Consider the following 18696-nt stretch of genomic DNA (forward strand, 5'->3'; position numbering starts at 1 on the left):
GCGCTGGCTGTTCAATTAGAAAAAGCGCTGTGGAATGGTAATAATGTCACCGGGTTGGATCTGGTGACTAACGCTGACTTCCATTGAAATCTGCTTGCCGTCTTTTTCCCGCACAATCTGAATATCAGAACGAGAGGCGCGTTCTGTATAACCACCAGCCAGTGCTGCGGCTTTATTCACTGATAAACCTGGCTGATAGGGATATCCGCCAGGTTGCTTCACTTCACCATCGATAAAGAAAGGGCGATATTCAATTATCGAAACGGCCACTGATGGATTGACAAGGTAGTCGCCTTTCAAGCCATTGTATATAAGGCTTTCCACCTCAGAAAGGGTTAACCCCACCAGTTTCAAATCCCCTAAAAAAGGATAATTGATTTTACCCACGTCTGGTAAACGCGTCTCCATGGATAAATCGCTTTGACCAAATACGTTAATCAGAATCTTATCGCCCACACCCAATCGGTAGTGGGACATACTTAAATTGCCTTCCTGTGCAAACGCGTTAAGAAAGCAAAACGTCAGAGTGATCGCGACGATAAGCTTTACTACTATTTTCATTACAACGTTACCTTTGCAGTGATACCTACGACATCCCGGTCGTAGTCGATAATGTCACGGTTGCTGTCTCGCTCATTCATTTGATAGAACAAACCAAAATTTAGCCAGCGGCGAAATTCGTAATCTGCTGACAATGTCAGTCGGGTAGTGTCATCTTCACGCAAATCCTCGACATCTCCAATATAATCATCAGTCATGTAGGCAACTTGTGCCGTGGTAGAGAACCGATCGATCCAGAAGTGCTCCCAGCTCAAGCTATAATCACGGCTACGAATATAGTCGGCTTCGCTGTTGGTTTCGCGGGTATCTGCTTTAGTATTCACCTTAAACTGAGAGTAAGTCATAGGCTCCCAAGTCATGCCTACTTCCCACGCCACCCCAGAAAAATCTTCCCGATCCACTGCTTCGAATTTTTTCTGCTTATATCCCACTTTAACGAAGCTACGGGTATATTCGTTGGTATCCCAGGTCAAGCCAGCAAGAACTTTATTCTCTTTACTGTCTAAGGTCGCTTCCGGTCTGGCAGCCTCATCATATTCAATTTCCTGATGATTAGCATCTAGTACCAAATTAGTGCTAGGAGCAACCCGGTAGAACAACTGCGCGCCGTACTTAAAGTATTCTCTGTCTCGGAAAAGATACACACCGTCGTCCATGTCATAGTTCATATCTTCGTAGCCAGCGGTTATATCAATACGGCCAAACGCTGACATGGCACCATAAGAATAGGTTGCATCAACCTCGGAGTTTTTATAGGTATCGGGTGAAGTTAATTCGTTACCAAACCCGTTTGAATAGCGGCGGCCCCGCTCGTCATGACCATCTTCATAGCGCGCACTGGCGCGTAAACGGTTGCGGTCATTAATTTCATACTTACCCGCCAAGTGGCCAAAGTGGTCAGTATAGTTGTCAGCTTCACTGGAAAAGTATTCGCCACGTTCGATTCGGTAGCCGAATTCTACTTCATTTCCACGAAACTCGGTAACAGCATTAATTTGTGGCGAAATGATACCAACCCAGCTACTGATATTTTCCTGGCTGTCGTTAGCGTAAGTTACATTATCTATATGCAGAAGTTCAGTGGTAAGATCGGGGACAAAATCTACGTTGCCCATCTGAATTCTGCCTTCTTCCTGAGCGTTGGTAACGCCGGAGGCTCCAAAAAGTGAAAGTGCTACTACACAGGAAGTCCTTTTAAACATGGTATCTCCGCATTTTTAATGGAATAAACAGAAGCTTGAAGTCGCCTAACATAATGTAGGGGAGATTCTCCCTTACCAAAAAGGCCACTGTTTAGATTGTTCTTACCCGCTCCTGGCTTCGGTGAACGCCATGCTATTTACATGCCAAGAGTCTACTGCTCGCACGACGACTTCCTTAGTTAAACGTAGGATCGTGAAAAAATGATTACTATAATTAGCACTTTATTTGTAGCTTCCCTTATATCGGCTGCCATCTGGACAGCAAAATAATTCTTTCACAATAGCTTGTTATGATCTTCTCTCACCCTCTCCTGTAAATCAACATTCTGTACAAACCAAGAACAACTGGAACAGTTATTGCTTTATATCCACTCAGAAGCCTTTTTCAGTTTTCCAGAAGTTTTGAACTTATATGTGTGTGGTGTCTACAGTCCTTGTGTTTCCTGGTTTACCACTTGATGGAGCGAACGTGTTATGAAATTTAATTTACTGCAAAGTCAGACGCTAAATAGCAACACGACTTCAGGTAATGAGAAGAAAAGTGGTATCACAGGCTATTACCAAAGCAGTTTTTCGACGGTATATCGCTTGATTGATTTATCGATCATTACTGTGTGTTTTTATGCCGCTGTTTTTTATTACGGCCTGACGCTTACAACCACAGGCCTGGTGCTACTGTTTATTAATGTAGTCTCTTTTCAGTTGTCAGCTGAAGCTATGGATCTATACCGTTCATGGAGAAGTAGTCACACCAGCGCAATGTTAAAAAACGCCGCAATAACCTGGATAATCAGTTTTGCGGTGACGTTAACTATCGGCTACTTCTTCTCCCATAGCATGACCCTCGCCCCTGGCACAGTGTTGTTGTGGTTCATGTTATCTGCACTGTTGCTGATGAGCTGGAGAATGATAATGCGTCAATTCCTTTTCACGGTTCGTCGCAGCGGTTTAAATAGTCGTTCTGCAATTATAATCGGTGCCACTCAAATCGGCTACGACATGGCGTTGCAGATGATGGAAAACGACCAGTTAGGTATTCATTTTAAAGGCATTTACGAAGATCGCGGCGAAGACCGTTTATCCGAAAATTTTCACAGCCAAATCCAGGGTAATATTGATGAAGCAATCGAATTAGCGAAAAATCATAAAGTAGATTATATCTATATTGCGTTACCCACTGCAGCAGAAGAGCGCATTAAAGCGATTCTTGAAAAGTGTAGTGATACTACCGCTAACGTTTATCTTATTCCTAACTTCTTTATGTATAGTCTGTTGAATTCTCGCTGGCAGAGCGTGGGTAACGTGCAGGCACTAAGCGTCTACGATACTCCGTTTCAAGGTGCGAATGATGTACTGAAACGCATTGAAGACGTGGTGGTGAGCAGTTTGATTTTACTATTGCTGGCCATTCCTATGTTAGCCATCGCTGCCGCCGTTAAGCTGACTTCAAAAGGTCCTGCTATCTTTAAGCAAAAGCGCTATGGTTTGGATGGGAAAGAGATCACTGTATACAAATTCCGGTCTATGACTACGCAGGATAATGGGTCTGTGGTCAAACAAGCGACAAAAGGGGACCCTCGCATTACCCGGTTAGGTGCGTTTTTACGTAAAACCTCGCTCGATGAACTACCGCAATTTATCAACGTGTTGCAGGGCAGAATGTCCATAGTCGGCCCTCGCCCTCACGCAGTTGCACATAACGAACAGTATCGTAAACTTATCACCGGATACATGCTGCGTCATAAGGTTCGTCCAGGTATTACAGGATGGGCACAAGTTAACGGCTTACGTGGCGAAACTGAGACAGTCGATAAGATGGCGAAACGGGTGGAGTTTGATCTGGACTACATGCATCGTTGGTCAGTGCTGTTTGATATCAAGATTATCCTGAAAACAGTAGTCGGCGGATTTTCAGATAAAAACGCTTATTAAGCTTAAATATTCTATGGAAAAGCGCTGATACCAGCGCTTTTTTTATTTGGATGAGAAGATGCCTGCTCAGTAAGGCTTTTTTTGGTTTCGCGTTCCACTGACTCCTCTGATCTTTAATCAAGCATCTAAACCTCAGGGGAAGATCGCGAATACTTTTTTTAAAAAAAGGGTTGATTAACCAGGCTTTCGAGCAATGCTACTTCGGCAGCGCCATCAGGAATGACTTTGGGTCATTCCGATAAAAAATTTTATTTACCCAAGGCTGCTTATTTCAGTTCCATTCACGCCATTGATGGCATTCACTTCCAGGCAGTGCGTCGGTGGAAGCTAAATACACTTACTAAAAAAAATTTAACTGTAGTAAAATTACAACACTTCGGCAGCAGATGCGGCTATATGTAACCTTATGTAATAAAACTACGTTGTGTAATATTTTCCTGTCAAACTGACGTTTCGAAAAATATACAAAATACCTCTGACCGTAGATGCCAACTATTGCTAACGATATGTTAATTCTTGTGATCCGAAAGAGATTATGGCGTAACATGAATGAAAAGAACCACTGACCGTGGCTCTTTTCTCAACGTAGCTGTGGTTTATGACTTGGCACCTAAAACTGGTATACAGACGCGGTCGACAGTAAATCTGATGAAGAAATTTTCTCCTGCACACATTTGTGTATGTTAGCTTTCGTAAAAACATATATTCGGTCGGAATATTCACGGTTGTCTCCACGAAAAAAATTCTTCAGAACAAAATTAATGTTTTCATTATCTTTAAGCTCGCGCATGCCGCCGCCAAAGCGACAAAGCGCATTTCCTACACTGCTTTCAAAGTTGGCAAGAAATTGCTTCACCATTTTTTCTTGCGCTTCTTTTTGTTTATCTACGCGATTCTGCTGCTCTTTTTCCATTTGCTCTGCATACGTCGCCAACTTCTTCTCGCGGGTGGCCAGGGTTTGCATTTCTGTATTTAGCTCTTTTAATTCGCGCTCCAGATCTTTAACGCGTTTACCGTTTACCTGGCGCATCTCAAATTCCAAATCCCTTTTTCGCCGCTCCAGATCCCTTTTCTCCCACGCGATTTCCCGTTCCTGCTCACGTAAGTCGCGAATCTCTTCATTGGTTTCTCTAAACGCTTCTTCAACCCGACGAACAGCGTCTTCGGCAATGTCTTCCCATTCGCTATCCACTTCAAATTCCATATTCCCGCTATTAAAAGCTGGGATGGGTGGCATAGGCGCAGCTGAAATGTTTCCCAGAATATCGGAGAGGTTGAAATTCACTCCCATTCCACCTGAATGGGTATTAACGGTAAATACGACCCCTTGGCCTGCCAAATAAAGTGATTCCAGCGAACGGTAGCCAATGCTTTGTTTTTCGACACTTTGTTTTAAAGCAGTGTCAATAACACCAGTCATAATTTCGAGTTCTTTATTTAACTCCGGGTATCTACCGGCGGCGTGTGCCACGGTAGAAAGACCCATCAAGGTTACTAATATCAGAGGTTTCATCACTGTTTCCTGCCTTTACTCAATATTCATTTGTCGGGAAATATCCTGTTGCGAATATTCCGTTGCAATTACATCAATTTCTTGCTGCATTTTGTTTATTTGACGGGCGTAAAAACGTTGATCGTCGCTACGCTGCTCATTAATAAACTTCACCAGTTCGGAGAAATCCTCACGCCTTTCCTGCCGACTTGAGCTCAGCAGGTATTGGGTAAGTTGCGTACTGGCTTCTTTCTGCTGAGCCACTATTGCATCAACATACTTTCCAAAAAGTGCCTGATTGGCTTGTTGATAGGTGTGGAGTTTCTCGTCGACCAGTTGCGCTACAGCCTGTTCATCGGGCGCTGAATTAAATCCCATAGATATTTTTGAGCCTTCTACTTCTACATGAAAGCCGGTAATTACTAAGACCAGCGCAAAAGCAGAGATTGCCATCGACGCTACAGGGAGTCCCTGCCACTGCCACCATTTAGGCTTATCTGCTACCAGAAAAGTGTTTTCTCGCTGCCAGTGAGGCACAGGAACTGACTCAAACTGCTCTGCGGTCATATTCAGTTGATTTGCCGTTTCCACTTGCGAAGCAAAGCCAGGATCTTCCAGACAAAGACGCTCAAACTCCTGTTGCTCGTCATCCGAAAGCGGCCCATTCAACCATTTTGCAAATAGTGCTTCGTACTTCAAATTATGCATTTTCCACCTCCAAATCCAGCTTCAACTTTGATAATGCACTATAGAGTCGCGATTTTACCGTATTGGCAGAAAGCCCTAGCTGCTGGGCAATCTCATCAAAAGTAAATTGTCCAAAGAATTTCAACTCCACAATGGCTTTTTGCGTCAGCGGTAGTTTCTGCATCGCCCTGATTAATGACGCGCTGGCGCGATCGCTGAGTACATCTGCCTCGGGGCCATTATTTTCACATACAGGTTCAGGAACATCGTCCATCCCCTGTTCCGGGCGTTTGCGCCGATAAAACTCTATACAGCGATAGTGGGCGACGCGGAAAAGCCAGCTTTTAAAGCTGCCTTCTTTGCGATAATTTCCCAGACTACGAAAGACCGAAATAAAAATGTCCTGCATCAAGTCTGCAGCATCATGAGAATTTCCAGTCATGCGAATTCCATAATGATAAATGGATTTTTCGTAGCGTTTTATCAGCGCAAGCCAAGCCTTCTTGTTTCCACTCAGGGCTTGTTCAATGAGTTTTTCATCGCGCTTTTCAAACACGTGTTGTTCCTGTGAGTGATGTTGTTATTACATTTGTAGAGAAAGTCGAGAGGGCGGCCGAAAAAGTTTTAACTTTTTTATATTTTTTCCACCGCAACATTAAGTTCACGCAGATTACGAGAGTATTTTTTTGTTGAGCGGATAGTGACTATTACGTCAGCGATCTGGGCAAGAGCATGAATGAATAAAAATTCAGCAGTCTTGAAACTAAGCAACAATTTCTTCGCCGAAATGCCGTAAAATCATCACTGATGGCTCTGCTGGAGCATCCCTGCTCCAGAAGTTCGGCTAAGAAATCCTCACTTATTGTTTAAAAATTACTCGCTCTCTCTGCGTCAGCAAAAAGCTTGTTTAAAGTCATCTTTATAACGACGAGACAAGCTAAGAATCTTACCGCTTCTTAACGTAACTTCTCCATCTCCACTGGAATAATAACGGATATTGTCGATGGCTTGATTATTAATTATGTGGCTGCGATGGATGCGGCTAAAGCCTTTCGAGGAGAATCGATCAGTGAAGGAGGACAATGTTGAACGAAGCGCGTAAATCAACTCACGTAACCACACCATCAGGACCACGTGACAGATGGAAAAGATCAGCGAGCCGATTAGGTGCAATACAATTTGTCGGCTGATATCACCTAATCGTGGAGGATTACTGGCAAACCAGTAGGCAAGTGCTGGCAGTAGCAGAAGCACTGAAATCGCACTGGAATACTCCCAGGTCACAGGCTCCCATACCTCAACGGTGGGGCTGCCATTTCGGCTGTATTCCATCCATACAGAAGAAGCGTTGATACCATTATTGACAATAAAATATAGCGCCGCTAATAAGTAACAGTAACCTGTCTTATGTTTATCAAAACGCTCAAAAATGCTCATCCCACTATTCCACCGCTTATCACAAAAACCCCGCAACTCAATAATAGGGCTCTACTTTTAGGTAACTACATCGCGCAGTATGTTCTAAAAATCACTTGGAGCGCAATGATGAAAAATTCTGTAAATGAGCGTCGCTACGACGTAGACTGGTTGAGAACTCTGGCCTTTGGCATCCTCATTTTGTATCACGTGGGAATGTACTATGTTGCTGATTGGGAATGGCATATCAAAAGCGACGAAACGTCGGAATTTTTACAGAACCTAATGATATTGACCAACCCATGGCGGATGTCATTACTGTTTTTTATCAGTGCCATGGCTTTAGCATTAGTAGAACATAAGTACTCTGGCTGGCGCCTGATCAGTAACCGCACTTTACGCTTAATGATCCCCTTGCTATTTGGTATGTTTGTCATCGTTGCACCGCAAGTTTATATTGAAGCACGCAATCAATCCGCAATTGCGCCAGGTTTTCTGGCATTCTGGGCTGAGTATATTAACCCCCGCACTTCACTACTCGCGCAACATCACACTTCCATTGGGCTACTCACATGGAACCATCTATGGTTTTTGCCTTATTTGTGGGTATACAGCCTCTTGCTGTCAGGAATGAGCGTGCCTTTGAAGAAGCTGGCTCAATCGACTGCGCTTAGCAATGCATCGCCGCGGCTCGCATTTATTGTTATTGTTGTTGCGCTGGCAGGCGTGTGGGTAGCGTTACGTGAACATTTTCCAGTCACACACGCATTGGTTGATGACGGGTACAATCACGGTAAATATTTTCTAATTTTTGTTGCCGGATATCTGTTCGTGTTACAGGGCAACTGGTGGCAAGCCGTTATCACCAACCGCAGGACATTTGGAGTTTTGGCGGTTGCCGGATACAGTTGGCTCTTAGTTGACAGACAAGGCCTGCTGAATGTCGGGGAACAGCTGGACAACCTGCTGATAATTAAATTCATTCACGGATGCCTGCTATCACTGAATCACTGGGCGTGGATCTTCGCCGTGACAGGATATGCCGGCTACTGGCTCAACCGCCCCTCCTCGGTTATCCGTTACGCAAATCAAGCCATTTTGCCTTGGTATATTTTGCATCAAACTCTGATTGTATTGGCTGCCTGGTGGCTAAAGCCCTTTGACATCGCTCCCGGTGTGGAAAGCGTTATTATTATCGCGCTGACCTGCCTGGGTTGCTTATTCGGCTACGCGCTGGCTAAACGCGTTTCTGTACTGCGGATACTGGTGGGGCTGAAAAGGGAAACGCGGCGGCCTTTACGTAAGTCTATGTTGGCAAAAAACCTGTAATGCGAATCCGCATCGATATGTGCTCACTCAGCGCGAGAATTTTTCAACTTTTGACAAGCCAATTTCGTGAAGGTTTAGTGGGGCTAAATCGAACGCAATTGGCGCACTCGAAAGCTGAAAGCCGCGCTCTTTTGGCCTTAGGCAAACTTGCTCCTAAACGCAAAATACACAGCGCCAACCAGACAAAGGCCAGCCCACAGGTAATCCAGCTTTAGCGGTTCCCGAAGGTAAAAGACTGAAAAAGGCACAAATACCATCAAGGTGATAACTTCTTGCAGAATTTTCAGCTGGCCAACATTCAGCGCTGTATAGCCAATTCGATTAGCCGGTACCTGCAGCAGGTATTCGAACAGCGCGATTCCCCAACTTATCAACGCAGCAATAATCCACGGCTTGTGGTTTAACTCCTTCAGATGCGCGTACCAGGCAAACGTCATAAAAATATTACTTACAACAAGTAGTGAAACACTGATAATTATGGGATTCATCATTGAACCGACACTGCATTTTGTGCGCTAACTTTAGCGTCAAATAAGTAGAAAGTCATGATGTGTTTGCTGCTGGAAACAGGATTTGTAGTTGCGTTATTAAGTTGGCTCTGCTGGCGCTTCCCTGCTCCAGAAGTTCGGCTAAGAAACGTAAGATTCTGCTGCTATCGATTTCGGATAGCAGCAATCCCACTATCCGATGCCGTTCTTTCGGGGCGAATACTCTACCGCCACCTCATTAAGAGATAAGTCGGCTTACGGATTGTTCCTGATCATTTCAAAGTGGGAATGGGAAGTAGTGGAGAGAAAATTTCGCCGATGCGGCGGAATAATCGCATACGAGTAGTTCCCCCACGCCATACCAGGCCTATCTCGCGATACGCTTCTTCTTCAGCGGGAAGCGCCTTCAACGCTGTATTGCTTAGAATATTCTGATTTAATGCTAGTTCGGGTAAGAACGTATAGCCCAGTTTGCTGTTAGCAAGTTGTACCAGGGTGTAAAGGCTGGAGGCAGCGAGACTACTTACCTGCTCACGGTGTTGCAGCCCACATGCACTAACAGCATGCCCCGTCATGCAATGTTCCTGTTGCAGTAAAAAAATGCTGTTTTTGGGAAGCGAAGTAATATCCATAGGATCGGGTAATTTGCACGCAAGATCTTGATGCGCAACTAAATGGAAGGGATCATGCCCCAGCACCATTTGTTTACAACCCGGCGTTTGCATAGGCAACGCCAGAATAAGCAGATCCAGCCTGCCATCGGCCAATTGTTGCAACAAGTTGTCGGTGGTATCTTCCTGAAGTTCTAACGATATATCGGGTAGAAAGGTGCTAAACGCCCCTATCATTCCCTCAAAAAGAAACGGCGCTATAGTGGGGATCACGCCTAGCTTCAATTTGCCTCGTTGCCAATTGCCCGCATTTTGCGCGTACTCAACCAGTTCACTTGCTTCCTGAAGTAGTATTTTGCTGCGTTCCACCACATCAAGTCCGAGCGAGGTAAATACGAAGGTTTTATGTTCCCGCTCTAGTAGCTGACTACCAAAATGATCTTCAAGATTTTGAATTGCCGTACTTAATGTAGATTGACTGACATTGCAACGTTGTGCTGCGCGGTGGAAATGCTGCTCCTGGTGTAGTGTCACCAGGTAGTGCAGGTGCTTGAGATTCGGCCATTTCATATCTCAACCTTTTAGATTAAAAGTTTGATTTGTAATCTATCATAAGGATTACAAAAGCACCAATTCGTATTAAACTAGTCATTGCTGCATCAATGGTATTAATTCTGCAGGACAGCTGTTAGCGATAAAGAAATGCTCATTTATTGTCATAAACTGTTCATCAACGAATGGCAGCAGTAGCGCTTATAAAAACTATAATGTAGTAACATGGTACAGCTCCTGATGACCGCCCCCGTATGCCGCCTTAAGTCGGTTTATGGGTACGAAAAATCTTTAGGAAGCGAAGACTATAATTAAAATAAGCTAGGAGATGCGATGATGAAAGGACATTTCAAGAATATTCTTTGCGTATTAAATGATACTCACAAACAAGACGAGGTTGTCGCTCAGGCTATTCATATTGCCAAAAATCACCAGGCTGAACTTACTATCATGTTAGCGCTTGAAGCATTGCCGCCTAACGCTAACATGATTATGCAATCTTTTTCGTATTTAGAATCCAGTAATACAATGGGCGCGGCAGCTAATGACTGGCTGCAAGATCAAATAGCCGGATGGTCTCGCCAGTATCCGATGAGCGGTGTCGTCTGCGTGGGTCATTCATTTGTCGATATTATTAGCAAAGTAGTAAACGATGAGCACGATTTGGTCATTAAACTGTCGGAGTCTGCGTTTGTCGAACGGCTGTTTAACAGTGACGACATGCATCTATTTCGCAAGTGCCCCTGCCCGGTATGGGTGATTCACCGTGGACAAACCGATCAGTACAAAAATGTCGTTGCCGCAATAGATTTAAATTATCACTATCCTGCTCATGAAGTGTCTGTACGCAAAAAGCTTAACCTCGATATCTTGCGTTATTCCGCCCAAATTGCCTTACTGGAATTCGCTCAGCTACACATTGTTCACGTGTTTGATGCCGTTCCGGAAAATATTTTGCGAGACGGATTTATCAGTGTCGATGAAGATGCCATGGAGCGGGATTTGGCAAAAATCCATTTAGAACGTGAAAATGAACTTGAAAGACTGTTATTCGAGCTACAAAAAGAGTTGAAACCTGGCGTGCTGGAATACCTCCAACCGCATGCGCATCTTGTTCACGGTTATCCACGCAGAGAAATATCAGCTACCGCAAAATCGCTGGGCGCGGATGCCATTGTAATGGGTACAATTTCGCGTCTAGGTGTTCCCGGGTTCATTATGGGTGGAACCGCAGAGGAAACCATTCAGCATCTTAAATGTGCCGTTATTGGTATTAAACCAGAAGGATTTATTACACCCGTCAACACCAAAAAGAAAGCGGTGAAATAGAAAAGCCAGGCCTGAAAGCCTGGCTTCAACTTTATTTCTGAAGCTTCTTACGCTACGCCAAACACACCTTTTAGCATAAAGAAGAAAATAATCGAGAGAATAGCACCTGCCGGCAAAGTAATAACCCACGACACCACGATATTGCGCACTATGCCCAGATTCAGCGCCGAAACACCCCGCGCCATTCCCACTCCTAACACTGCACCCACAAGCGTTTGCGTAGTAGAAATAGGTAATCCGGTGCCTGATGCGATAACAACCGTACATGCCGCAGCCAGTTCAGCAGCAAAACCGCGACTAGGAGTTAAATGGGTAATCCCCTGACCGATGGTTTTAATGACTCGATGACCAAATAGTGCAAGGCCGGCGACAATCCCCAAGCCTCCCAGAGGAAGAATCCAAGGTGCCAGCGTAGAACTGGCGTTAATTTGTCCACCTGAACTTACGACACTGACAACTGCGGCCAGAGGACCGATAGCGTTCGCGACATCGTTAGAACCATGCGCAAATGCCATACAACAAGCTGTGACTACCATTAATATAGCAAAAACTTTTTCCACATTGGCAGTTTGCAAGTCGGCGTCATGAGACTGTGTATAAGACATTCTGCCGATAAGCCATTTACCCATGATACCCAGCAAAACAGCAATACCAATCGCCAATAGGTAACCGCCAACTGGCGATAATGTTAAGCCAATGTGGGTTAACCCTTTTTTGATTGTGACCAATGACATGACAAAACCAGCCAGACCCATGTAGAAAGGCACGTACCGTTTAGCGTTTGCCAGAGGCGTAGGTGTGCTAAATATGAGCTTTTGCGCACTCATAAAAATCAGGTAAGCGATAACCCCGGAGATAGCGGGCGTAACAATCCAGCTACCCACAATGCCGCCGACTTTGTCCCACGACACAGCGTCCATGCTGACACCGGTAGCGGTAAACCCGATAATTGCACCTATGATGGAATGTGTAGTCGACACCGGCCATCCTAACCATGATGCCAGTCCTAACCAAATACCGGCAGCAAGGAGTGATGCAATCATTCCAAGTACCAGTAAATCTGGTCGCTCAGTAAAATAAAGGGGATCAATTATGCCTTTACGAATCGTAGAGGTAACTTCACCGCCGGCTAGATAAGCGCCAGCGAATTCAAAAATCATTGCTATAAAAATAGCTTGTTTGATAGTCAACGCTTTGGAACCCACCGAGGTTCCCATAGCGTTTGCAACATCGTTAGCCCCAATACCCCAGGCCATAATGAAGCCTACGACAGCGGCCATGATGATGAGGATCATGCCATAGTTTTGCAGTAATTCCACAGATAATCGCTCCTGAGTTACGTGCGATCAGGGTTGATGAACACCCGTTGGCGTCGAAGTGAAGTGTGCCAATAAAGGCAGTGATTAATAGTCATTGACAATAAATATCCGAGCTTTTGCATAGGTCAATTATTATACTTTTCTCGTCTTGGCTGCGGCGCATAATAACGTAATCAACGCAGTTGCCATAGAGGAAATTGGTTCAAAATGACGAAATAAAACAATTTATTCGTCGAACGTACATTAAAACGCCAGATGTTTCATATTTATGACAATAACAAAAGTTGTTTAAAATAAACCCTCTAATTTTTGCTGAATGTTCTCCAGAGGAACATGTCTTACATCTCTCCCTCTGCTTAAGTAAACGACATATTCGCAAATATTCTTACACCGATCGCCAATCCGCTCCAGTGAGCGCAAGGCCCAAAGCACCTCAAGCCAATCTTCCATTCCAGCAGAACTCTTTTCCATTTCGGAACTCGTAAATGTCAGTAGCTTTTTATATTCGCTGTCGATACGGTTGTCTTGATCATATACCTCCAGCGCTGCCTGTTCATCCTGTCTGGCAAGAGCGTCAAATGTACCACGCATCATCGCAACGACTCTGTCTCCGATCAACAACATGCTGCTTTTGATGGTCTCTGACGCTGGCAACTTGTTGTTGGTTACCAGTCGCGCAATGCGCTCTATTTCATCGCCAATTCTCTCAATGTCGGTAATTGCTTTTGCTACGGTCATGATGAGACGCAGATCACTGGCCGTTGGGTGACGCTTGGCGATAATACGCAAACATTCTTCATCTATCTGCACTTCCATCGAATTGATTTTCAGATCGTTTAAAATAATCCGTTCTGCTAATCCGGCATTATTTGTTTTAATCGCACTGAGGGTATCAATGAGCTGTTGCTCAACTTCCCCGCCCATGGTCAACACGGAATTACGTAAATTTTCCAGCTCAATATTAAAATTGCCAGAAATATGGGTGTTTAGTGCAACCTGTCTCATCGTCTTTTCCTCAAAACCGCAGATTAACCATAACGCCCTGTAATATAGTCTTCAGTCTGCTTTTTCTCGGGCATGGTAAAAAGCGTGTCGCTGTCTGTATATTCAATCAGTCTGCCTTGGTGTAAAAATGCTGTGTAATCTGAAACGCGAGCGGCTTGCTGCATATTGTGGGTAACGATTACAATCGTGCAGCGCTTCTTCAAACCGGCCATAAGCTCTTCAATAAATAAGGTGGTAAGTGGATCCAACGCAGACGTCGGTTCATCAAGCAGCAGAATATCCGGTTTGAGTGCCAGTGCACGTGCAATCACCAGCCGTTGTTGCTGCCCGCCTGATAACGTATTGGCAGATTCAAAAAGCCGATCTTTAACCTCATCCCATAGTGCCGCTTCTTTTAATGCTTGTTCTGCGGCATCATCTAACTGCCTTCGGACTTTAATTCCCTGTAAGCGCAAGCCATAGCAAACGTTCTCATAAATACTCATCGGGAACGGGTTTGGCCGCTGAAATACCATGCCCACCTGAGTACGTAACTGCGACACATTCTCCTTTTTATAATTGATATTGCGCCCTTTAATGATGATTTCACCATCATAATGACAGGAAGGATAAAGATCGTTCATACGATTAAAACTTCCCAGCAGCGTAGATTTACCGCACCCGCTTTGTCCGATAAGGGCGGTAATCCGATTCTTTGGAATACGCATGTTGATATTCTGCAAAACATGTTTAGTACCGAACCGCAAATTGAGCTGGTTGACGGCAATCGCTGTCTCATCGTCACTCAGATTAGCAACATCCTGCCTGTCATAGTCGAATAGTTTCAGCATAATTAAACCTTCAGCCTTGTAAGTACCGTCTTCGTAAGCGAGTCCGTAAGAGTACGGCGAGAATGTTCAGCACAAATACCACTACCAATAACAGCAAACAGGCAGCAAACATCATAGAGGCTCCCTTTGCATCAGTCTGGCTATGAAACGCGCCATCGTAAATTAATACGCCAAGGTGCATAAACTGGCGGTCGAGGTGCAGATAGGGAAATTCTCCGTCAACGGGCAGATTGGGCGCAAATTTCACCGCTCCCACCAGCATCAGTGGCGCCACTTCACCAGACGCCCTTGCAATAGCCAGAATAACGCCTGTCATAATGCCCGGCGAGGCGATGGGTAGCACGGTGTGAAGAATGGTTTCCGCTTTTGTCGCACCTAAGGCATAACTACCTGACTTCAATCCTTCCGGTACTCGCCTCAGTCCTTCTTCGGTGGCAACAATAACCACCGGCAGCGTCAGTATCGCCATCGTTAACGCCGCCCAAAAAACACCGGGCGTGCCCATGGTCGGTGCCGGTAAATGATCGGCAAAGAAAATAGCGTCGATATTACCGCCTACTGCGTAAACGAAAAAGCCCAGCCCAAACACGCCGTAAACAATGGAAGGCACTCCGGCCATATTACTCACGCTGATGCGAATAATAGCAGTAAGCGCATTATTCGGAGCGTATTCATTCAGATACACCGCCGCCAGCACACCAAAAGGGGTAACTATGATTGTCATCAGAAACACCATCAATACCGTACCAAAAAGTGCAGGAAATACGCCGCCCGCAGTATTCGCCTGCTTCGGCGACTGGGTGAGAAATTCCCAAATCTGCCCCAGTACTACCTGCCACTTTTCCAGATAGTTTAATTTACCGGAATAGGTGACATCGGCAATGTCAGAAAGGGATAACTGCACCTCGCTGGCGTCCGCCAGCCTCACCCTCATCTGATACCCTGCACGCTCCCGCTCCAATACTTCAATTTTTGCCTGCCACTTACGAAAGGCATCATTTAACCGCTGGCGAGCAGGCGCATCATAAGCCACTTTTCGTGTATCTAAATCTGCCAGTTGCTGATGAATACCAGCTAATTGCTGCGCTCGTATGAGTTCTATTTTCTCACTGAGCTCCCCAACCTGCTGCTGTAACTGCTGATATTCTGCCAGCGGCAGGGTGGATTGCTGTGCCTGCAGGAAGACAGGCTGTCCTAGCACTGTGCGCCCGTCTTTTACCGTAATCTGCGCGGCGTTTGCAGCTTCTTCAATGAACTGCACATCCTTTCTTTCCACCCGCGCCTGAGAACCATACGGGCTGCTTTTATGGGAGTAATGTAACCACCATACCTCCCCGCCTTTTTCCTGATAGCGACTGTGCACCTGGGCATAGCCTTTCGTTAACTTACCGGTTGCCTGATGAGTAAAAACGACTTCATAAACCGGCGTCGGCCAAAAATATGCGCCGCCGCGTACAAATATTAGTAGGAGCACACTAAACAACGCCATTAACAACAAAGTGGCGAGAAACGCTGTGAAGCTGATCACAAACGATTGCCGCTGTACCGGCGAAATTGAACGCTCCAACCATTCTCTAACCATAATGAGCGTTTTTCCGTAAGCGATGCCGCAACAATTCAGCAAAGGTATTCACTATGAATGTGAAGGCGAACAGAATACAGGCTGTGAAAAAAAGAATTTGATAATGAATACTTCCTACGTCAGCTTCTGGCAATTCTATCGCCAAATTAGCCGTCAGCGCCCGTAAGCCTTCCAACAAACTCCAACTGGAAACTGGCGTATTTCCCGTCACCATCAGCAAAATCATGGTTTCCCCAAAAGCGCGGCCAAACCCCAGCATAATGGCTGCTAAAATTCCCGGTAACGCCACTTGTAACACCACGCGATGTAACGTTTGTAAACGCGTGGCTCCCAACGCAAAAGAGGCATGTTTCAAGTGCTCTGGCACGCCGCTAATGGCATCTTCCGTCAACGAATAAATACTCGGTGAAATTGCAATTCCTAAGGCAATTGCCACGACGACAGTGGTTTTACTTAATGGACTGTCAGAATCCGCGGTAAGCGACGACACGCCAATAAAATCCGCCAAAACTTGTATCCATTGCGGCGCGAATTTCATGCTGATAAACCCGAGCAGCAGTACACCAAAGAAAACAAACAGCAACTCGGTGCCGCTCTTCATAAGTTTGGGGAAATAGTGCGACAGCCGGTGCTGTAGCAGCGCGAAGAAAAACAGAATCAGCGGCAGAATCACAAGAAAGAAACCTAATGAAAATAGTAATTGCTCTGCCATCGGTGCTAACCAGATAGCAGCAATGAAGCCTATCAACACCGAAGGAATGGCCTCAAGCATTTCAATAGTAGGTTTTATCCACTGGCGCAATTTAGCGTGAGCGAAATAAGCCGAATAGACCGCCGCACCCAGCGCCACCGGGATCGCGATGAATAAAGCGAGAAGCGATGCTTTTAAGCTTCCGACCAGCAATGGAATCAAGCTATATTTTTCTTCCTGATAATCCGAGGCGCTGGAGGTTTGCCACACCGTTTGTTGACTATCATACCCTTCATAAATTTGCGGTTCAAAAAGTGAGGCCCAAGTGGTAATTCCCGATAAATAGTTTACCTTCCACACTGACACCGCAGCCGAATTATACGAATAGATTTTTCTACCAAACCAGGCTAAGCCAGTGTCGGCCTGCGGCAAGGGAGTCGATGACACAATCTCCCCGGTTACACGATTTAATATAAGCAAACGCTGGTTGTTTGTCAGCAAAGCCAAAGCATTGGAACTGGCATGCGCTCGCACAGCCAGCGGCACTTCCTTATCGGCCAAATGAATTCGGTAAGTGGGGCTGTACACCAGCTTGCCACCTTCATTTCGTAAGATCCAACGCGTGATCTCGCCAGTGCCTGAAGCCGTCAGAAGTGTTCGGTCTTTGGGCAGGCTTTGCCACCAGACAATGGGCTCCTTTAAGCTTTGGGAAGTTTGTAGTCCTCGTTGAATATCAACAAAAGATAGCCGCTCAGGAGTGAGCACAGCGGTTTGCCGCGTGCCCGGCAGAGGCAACACCGTTAAATCAACAGGAAAATTTTGTTCAATTATCTTGGTGGGATTCTGGCGGTTAATCCAGCGCACATGATGGTTATCCGGGGTCGTAATACTAATAACCGCCCATTCATCGGAGAGGAAAACAGACCATGACTGTTGATCCTTCCAAATAGCTTCAGGCACAGCAAAGGACACTACCGGTGCTTCGGCTGACATCCTGACCAATGAGGATAGGTTGTCAGGGATGTTATTCTGTAACCGCAATGTTCTTACCGCCACCACGCGCACTAAACCTGCAGGAGAAATGTCCACAATGTAATTTTGCCCGGCAGCACTGATTACTTTTAGCGCATATTGGCAGGGACGTATATAATCGTGAAAAGGCGTAAGCGTATTTTTCACCAAGGTTTTTAAAGAAATGCGGCAATCACTACTGCGAATAATTAATGGTTCGCCTTCTGCCACATCAGCAGTGGCCAGAATTGTCTCTTTTGCTGGCACGTAGAGGTGGTGGTTTAAGGTAAGCGTCGGTCGCAGAGCTAGTGGTGTCGCCTGGCTCACCAAATGCGCAATCAGAATCAATAGAGTCAGCAACACCAGTGCACCAAAGGCAGTCACCACAATCCGTAGCCGGGTATCCCTCTGCTGGCGTTGTTTATGTCTTTGGGTCGTCGGAGACTTCATTGGTTCATCACAACAATTGCGCAATTTGCACTGGTTAGCCGCCAATGATGTGGTATTTTAATAGTTATTATCAAGTGAAAGTTTGACGCTGGTCTATTGGTGTTTGCCGCTGGTGAGGCAAATTCCCGTGAGTACCAGCTACTGGTATCGGTTAAGTAGCCATGAACCATAGCAGTTTGTGGCGGTACTTGCGATTATTCTCAATGGGG

The 18696-nt window shown here is 45.5% G+C and carries 16 protein-coding genes; 3 read left to right on the forward strand and 13 right to left on the reverse strand.

Translation table 11 applies throughout. The features are described from left to right. Nucleotides 1-15: 15 nt before the first annotated feature. Nucleotides 16-561 carry a polysaccharide biosynthesis/export family protein gene (locus CA267_RS05110; protein WP_075608490.1) on the reverse strand — a complete coding sequence of 182 codons (546 nt, stop codon included), beginning with the start codon at nt 559-561 and terminating at the stop codon, nt 16-18. Next, nucleotides 561-1763: an outer membrane beta-barrel protein gene (locus CA267_RS05115; RefSeq protein ID WP_075608489.1), complete on the reverse strand. Its 1203-nt coding sequence runs from the start codon at nt 1761-1763 to the stop codon at nt 561-563. Before CA267_RS05115 ends, CA267_RS05110 begins: the two co-directional genes overlap by 1 nt. A gap of 474 nt (nt 1764-2237) precedes the next feature. On the opposite strand from CA267_RS05115, the gene CA267_RS05120 reads away from it, so the two are divergent. Then, nucleotides 2238-3695, forward strand: a complete 1458-nt coding sequence (locus CA267_RS05120; protein ID WP_083638312.1) for an undecaprenyl-phosphate glucose phosphotransferase — start codon at nt 2238-2240, stop codon at nt 3693-3695. Nucleotides 3696-4305: 610 nt separating this feature from the next. Here the strand turns inward: CA267_RS05120 and CA267_RS05125 are convergent. The 4 genes from CA267_RS05125 to CA267_RS05140 form a co-directional block, all read right to left on the reverse strand. After that, nucleotides 4306-5208: a hypothetical protein gene (locus tag CA267_RS05125; RefSeq protein ID WP_075608487.1), complete on the reverse strand. Its 903-nt coding sequence runs from the start codon at nt 5206-5208 to the stop codon at nt 4306-4308. 15 nt (nt 5209-5223) lie between these two features. Next, nucleotides 5224-5895, reverse strand: a complete 672-nt coding sequence (locus tag CA267_RS05130; protein ID WP_075608486.1) for a hypothetical protein — start codon at nt 5893-5895, stop codon at nt 5224-5226. After that, nucleotides 5888-6430, reverse strand: a complete 543-nt coding sequence (locus CA267_RS05135; RefSeq protein WP_075608485.1) for an RNA polymerase sigma factor — start codon at nt 6428-6430, stop codon at nt 5888-5890. Before CA267_RS05135 ends, CA267_RS05130 begins: the two co-directional genes overlap by 8 nt. A gap of 335 nt (nt 6431-6765) precedes the next feature. Further along, entirely contained in the window at nt 6766-7311 is a 546-nt protein-coding gene (locus CA267_RS05140; RefSeq protein WP_075608484.1) for a LytR/AlgR family response regulator transcription factor, read from the reverse strand. 105 nt (nt 7312-7416) lie between these two features. Here CA267_RS05140 and CA267_RS05145 point away from each other — a divergent pair, with 105 nt between their 5' ends. Then, nucleotides 7417-8619 carry an acyltransferase family protein gene (locus CA267_RS05145; protein WP_217358053.1) on the forward strand — a complete coding sequence of 401 codons (1203 nt, stop codon included), beginning with the start codon at nt 7417-7419 and terminating at the stop codon, nt 8617-8619. A 137-nt stretch (nt 8620-8756) separates the two neighbouring features. Here the strand turns inward: CA267_RS05145 and CA267_RS05150 are convergent, their stop codons facing one another. After that, nucleotides 8757-9107, reverse strand: coding sequence for a DMT family protein (locus CA267_RS05150; RefSeq protein ID WP_075609984.1), 351 nt, complete (start codon nt 9105-9107; stop codon nt 8757-8759). A gap of 272 nt (nt 9108-9379) precedes the next feature. Continuing rightward, nucleotides 9380-10288 (reverse strand): hydrogen peroxide-inducible genes activator, encoded by a 909-nt coding sequence (locus CA267_RS05155; RefSeq protein WP_075608483.1) that lies wholly within the window; start codon nt 10286-10288, stop codon nt 9380-9382. A gap of 315 nt (nt 10289-10603) precedes the next feature. On the opposite strand from CA267_RS05155, the gene CA267_RS05160 reads away from it, so the two are divergent. Further along, nucleotides 10604-11599 carry a universal stress protein gene (locus CA267_RS05160; protein ID WP_232367600.1) on the forward strand — a complete coding sequence of 332 codons (996 nt, stop codon included), beginning with the start codon at nt 10604-10606 and terminating at the stop codon, nt 11597-11599. Nucleotides 11600-11646: 47 nt separating this feature from the next. Here the strand turns inward: CA267_RS05160 and CA267_RS05165 are convergent, their stop codons facing one another. From CA267_RS05165 to CA267_RS05185, 5 genes are all read right to left on the reverse strand, one after another. Further along, nucleotides 11647-12894 (reverse strand): inorganic phosphate transporter, encoded by a 1248-nt coding sequence (locus CA267_RS05165; RefSeq protein WP_408609416.1) that lies wholly within the window; start codon nt 12892-12894, stop codon nt 11647-11649. 312 nt (nt 12895-13206) lie between these two features. Further along, on the reverse strand, nt 13207-13923 hold the full coding sequence (phoU, locus tag CA267_RS05170) for a phosphate signaling complex protein PhoU (RefSeq protein WP_075608481.1): 717 nt from the start codon (nt 13921-13923) through the stop codon (nt 13207-13209). 23 nt (nt 13924-13946) lie between these two features. Then, entirely contained in the window at nt 13947-14753 is an 807-nt protein-coding gene (gene pstB, locus CA267_RS05175; RefSeq protein WP_075608480.1) for a phosphate ABC transporter ATP-binding protein PstB, read from the reverse strand. Nucleotides 14754-14763: 10 nt separating this feature from the next. After that, nucleotides 14764-16335 carry a phosphate ABC transporter permease PstA gene (gene pstA / locus CA267_RS05180; RefSeq protein WP_075608479.1) on the reverse strand — a complete coding sequence of 524 codons (1572 nt, stop codon included), beginning with the start codon at nt 16333-16335 and terminating at the stop codon, nt 14764-14766. Continuing rightward, complete coding sequence (locus CA267_RS05185) at nt 16328-18487, reverse strand: ABC transporter permease subunit (RefSeq protein WP_075608478.1); 2160 nt, start codon at nt 18485-18487, stop codon at nt 16328-16330. Before CA267_RS05185 ends, pstA begins: the two co-directional genes overlap by 8 nt. Nucleotides 18488-18696: the final 209 nt, after the last annotated feature.

Source organism: Alteromonas pelagimontana, assembly GCF_002499975.2.
Taxonomy (GTDB): domain Bacteria; phylum Pseudomonadota; class Gammaproteobacteria; order Enterobacterales; family Alteromonadaceae; genus Alteromonas; species Alteromonas pelagimontana.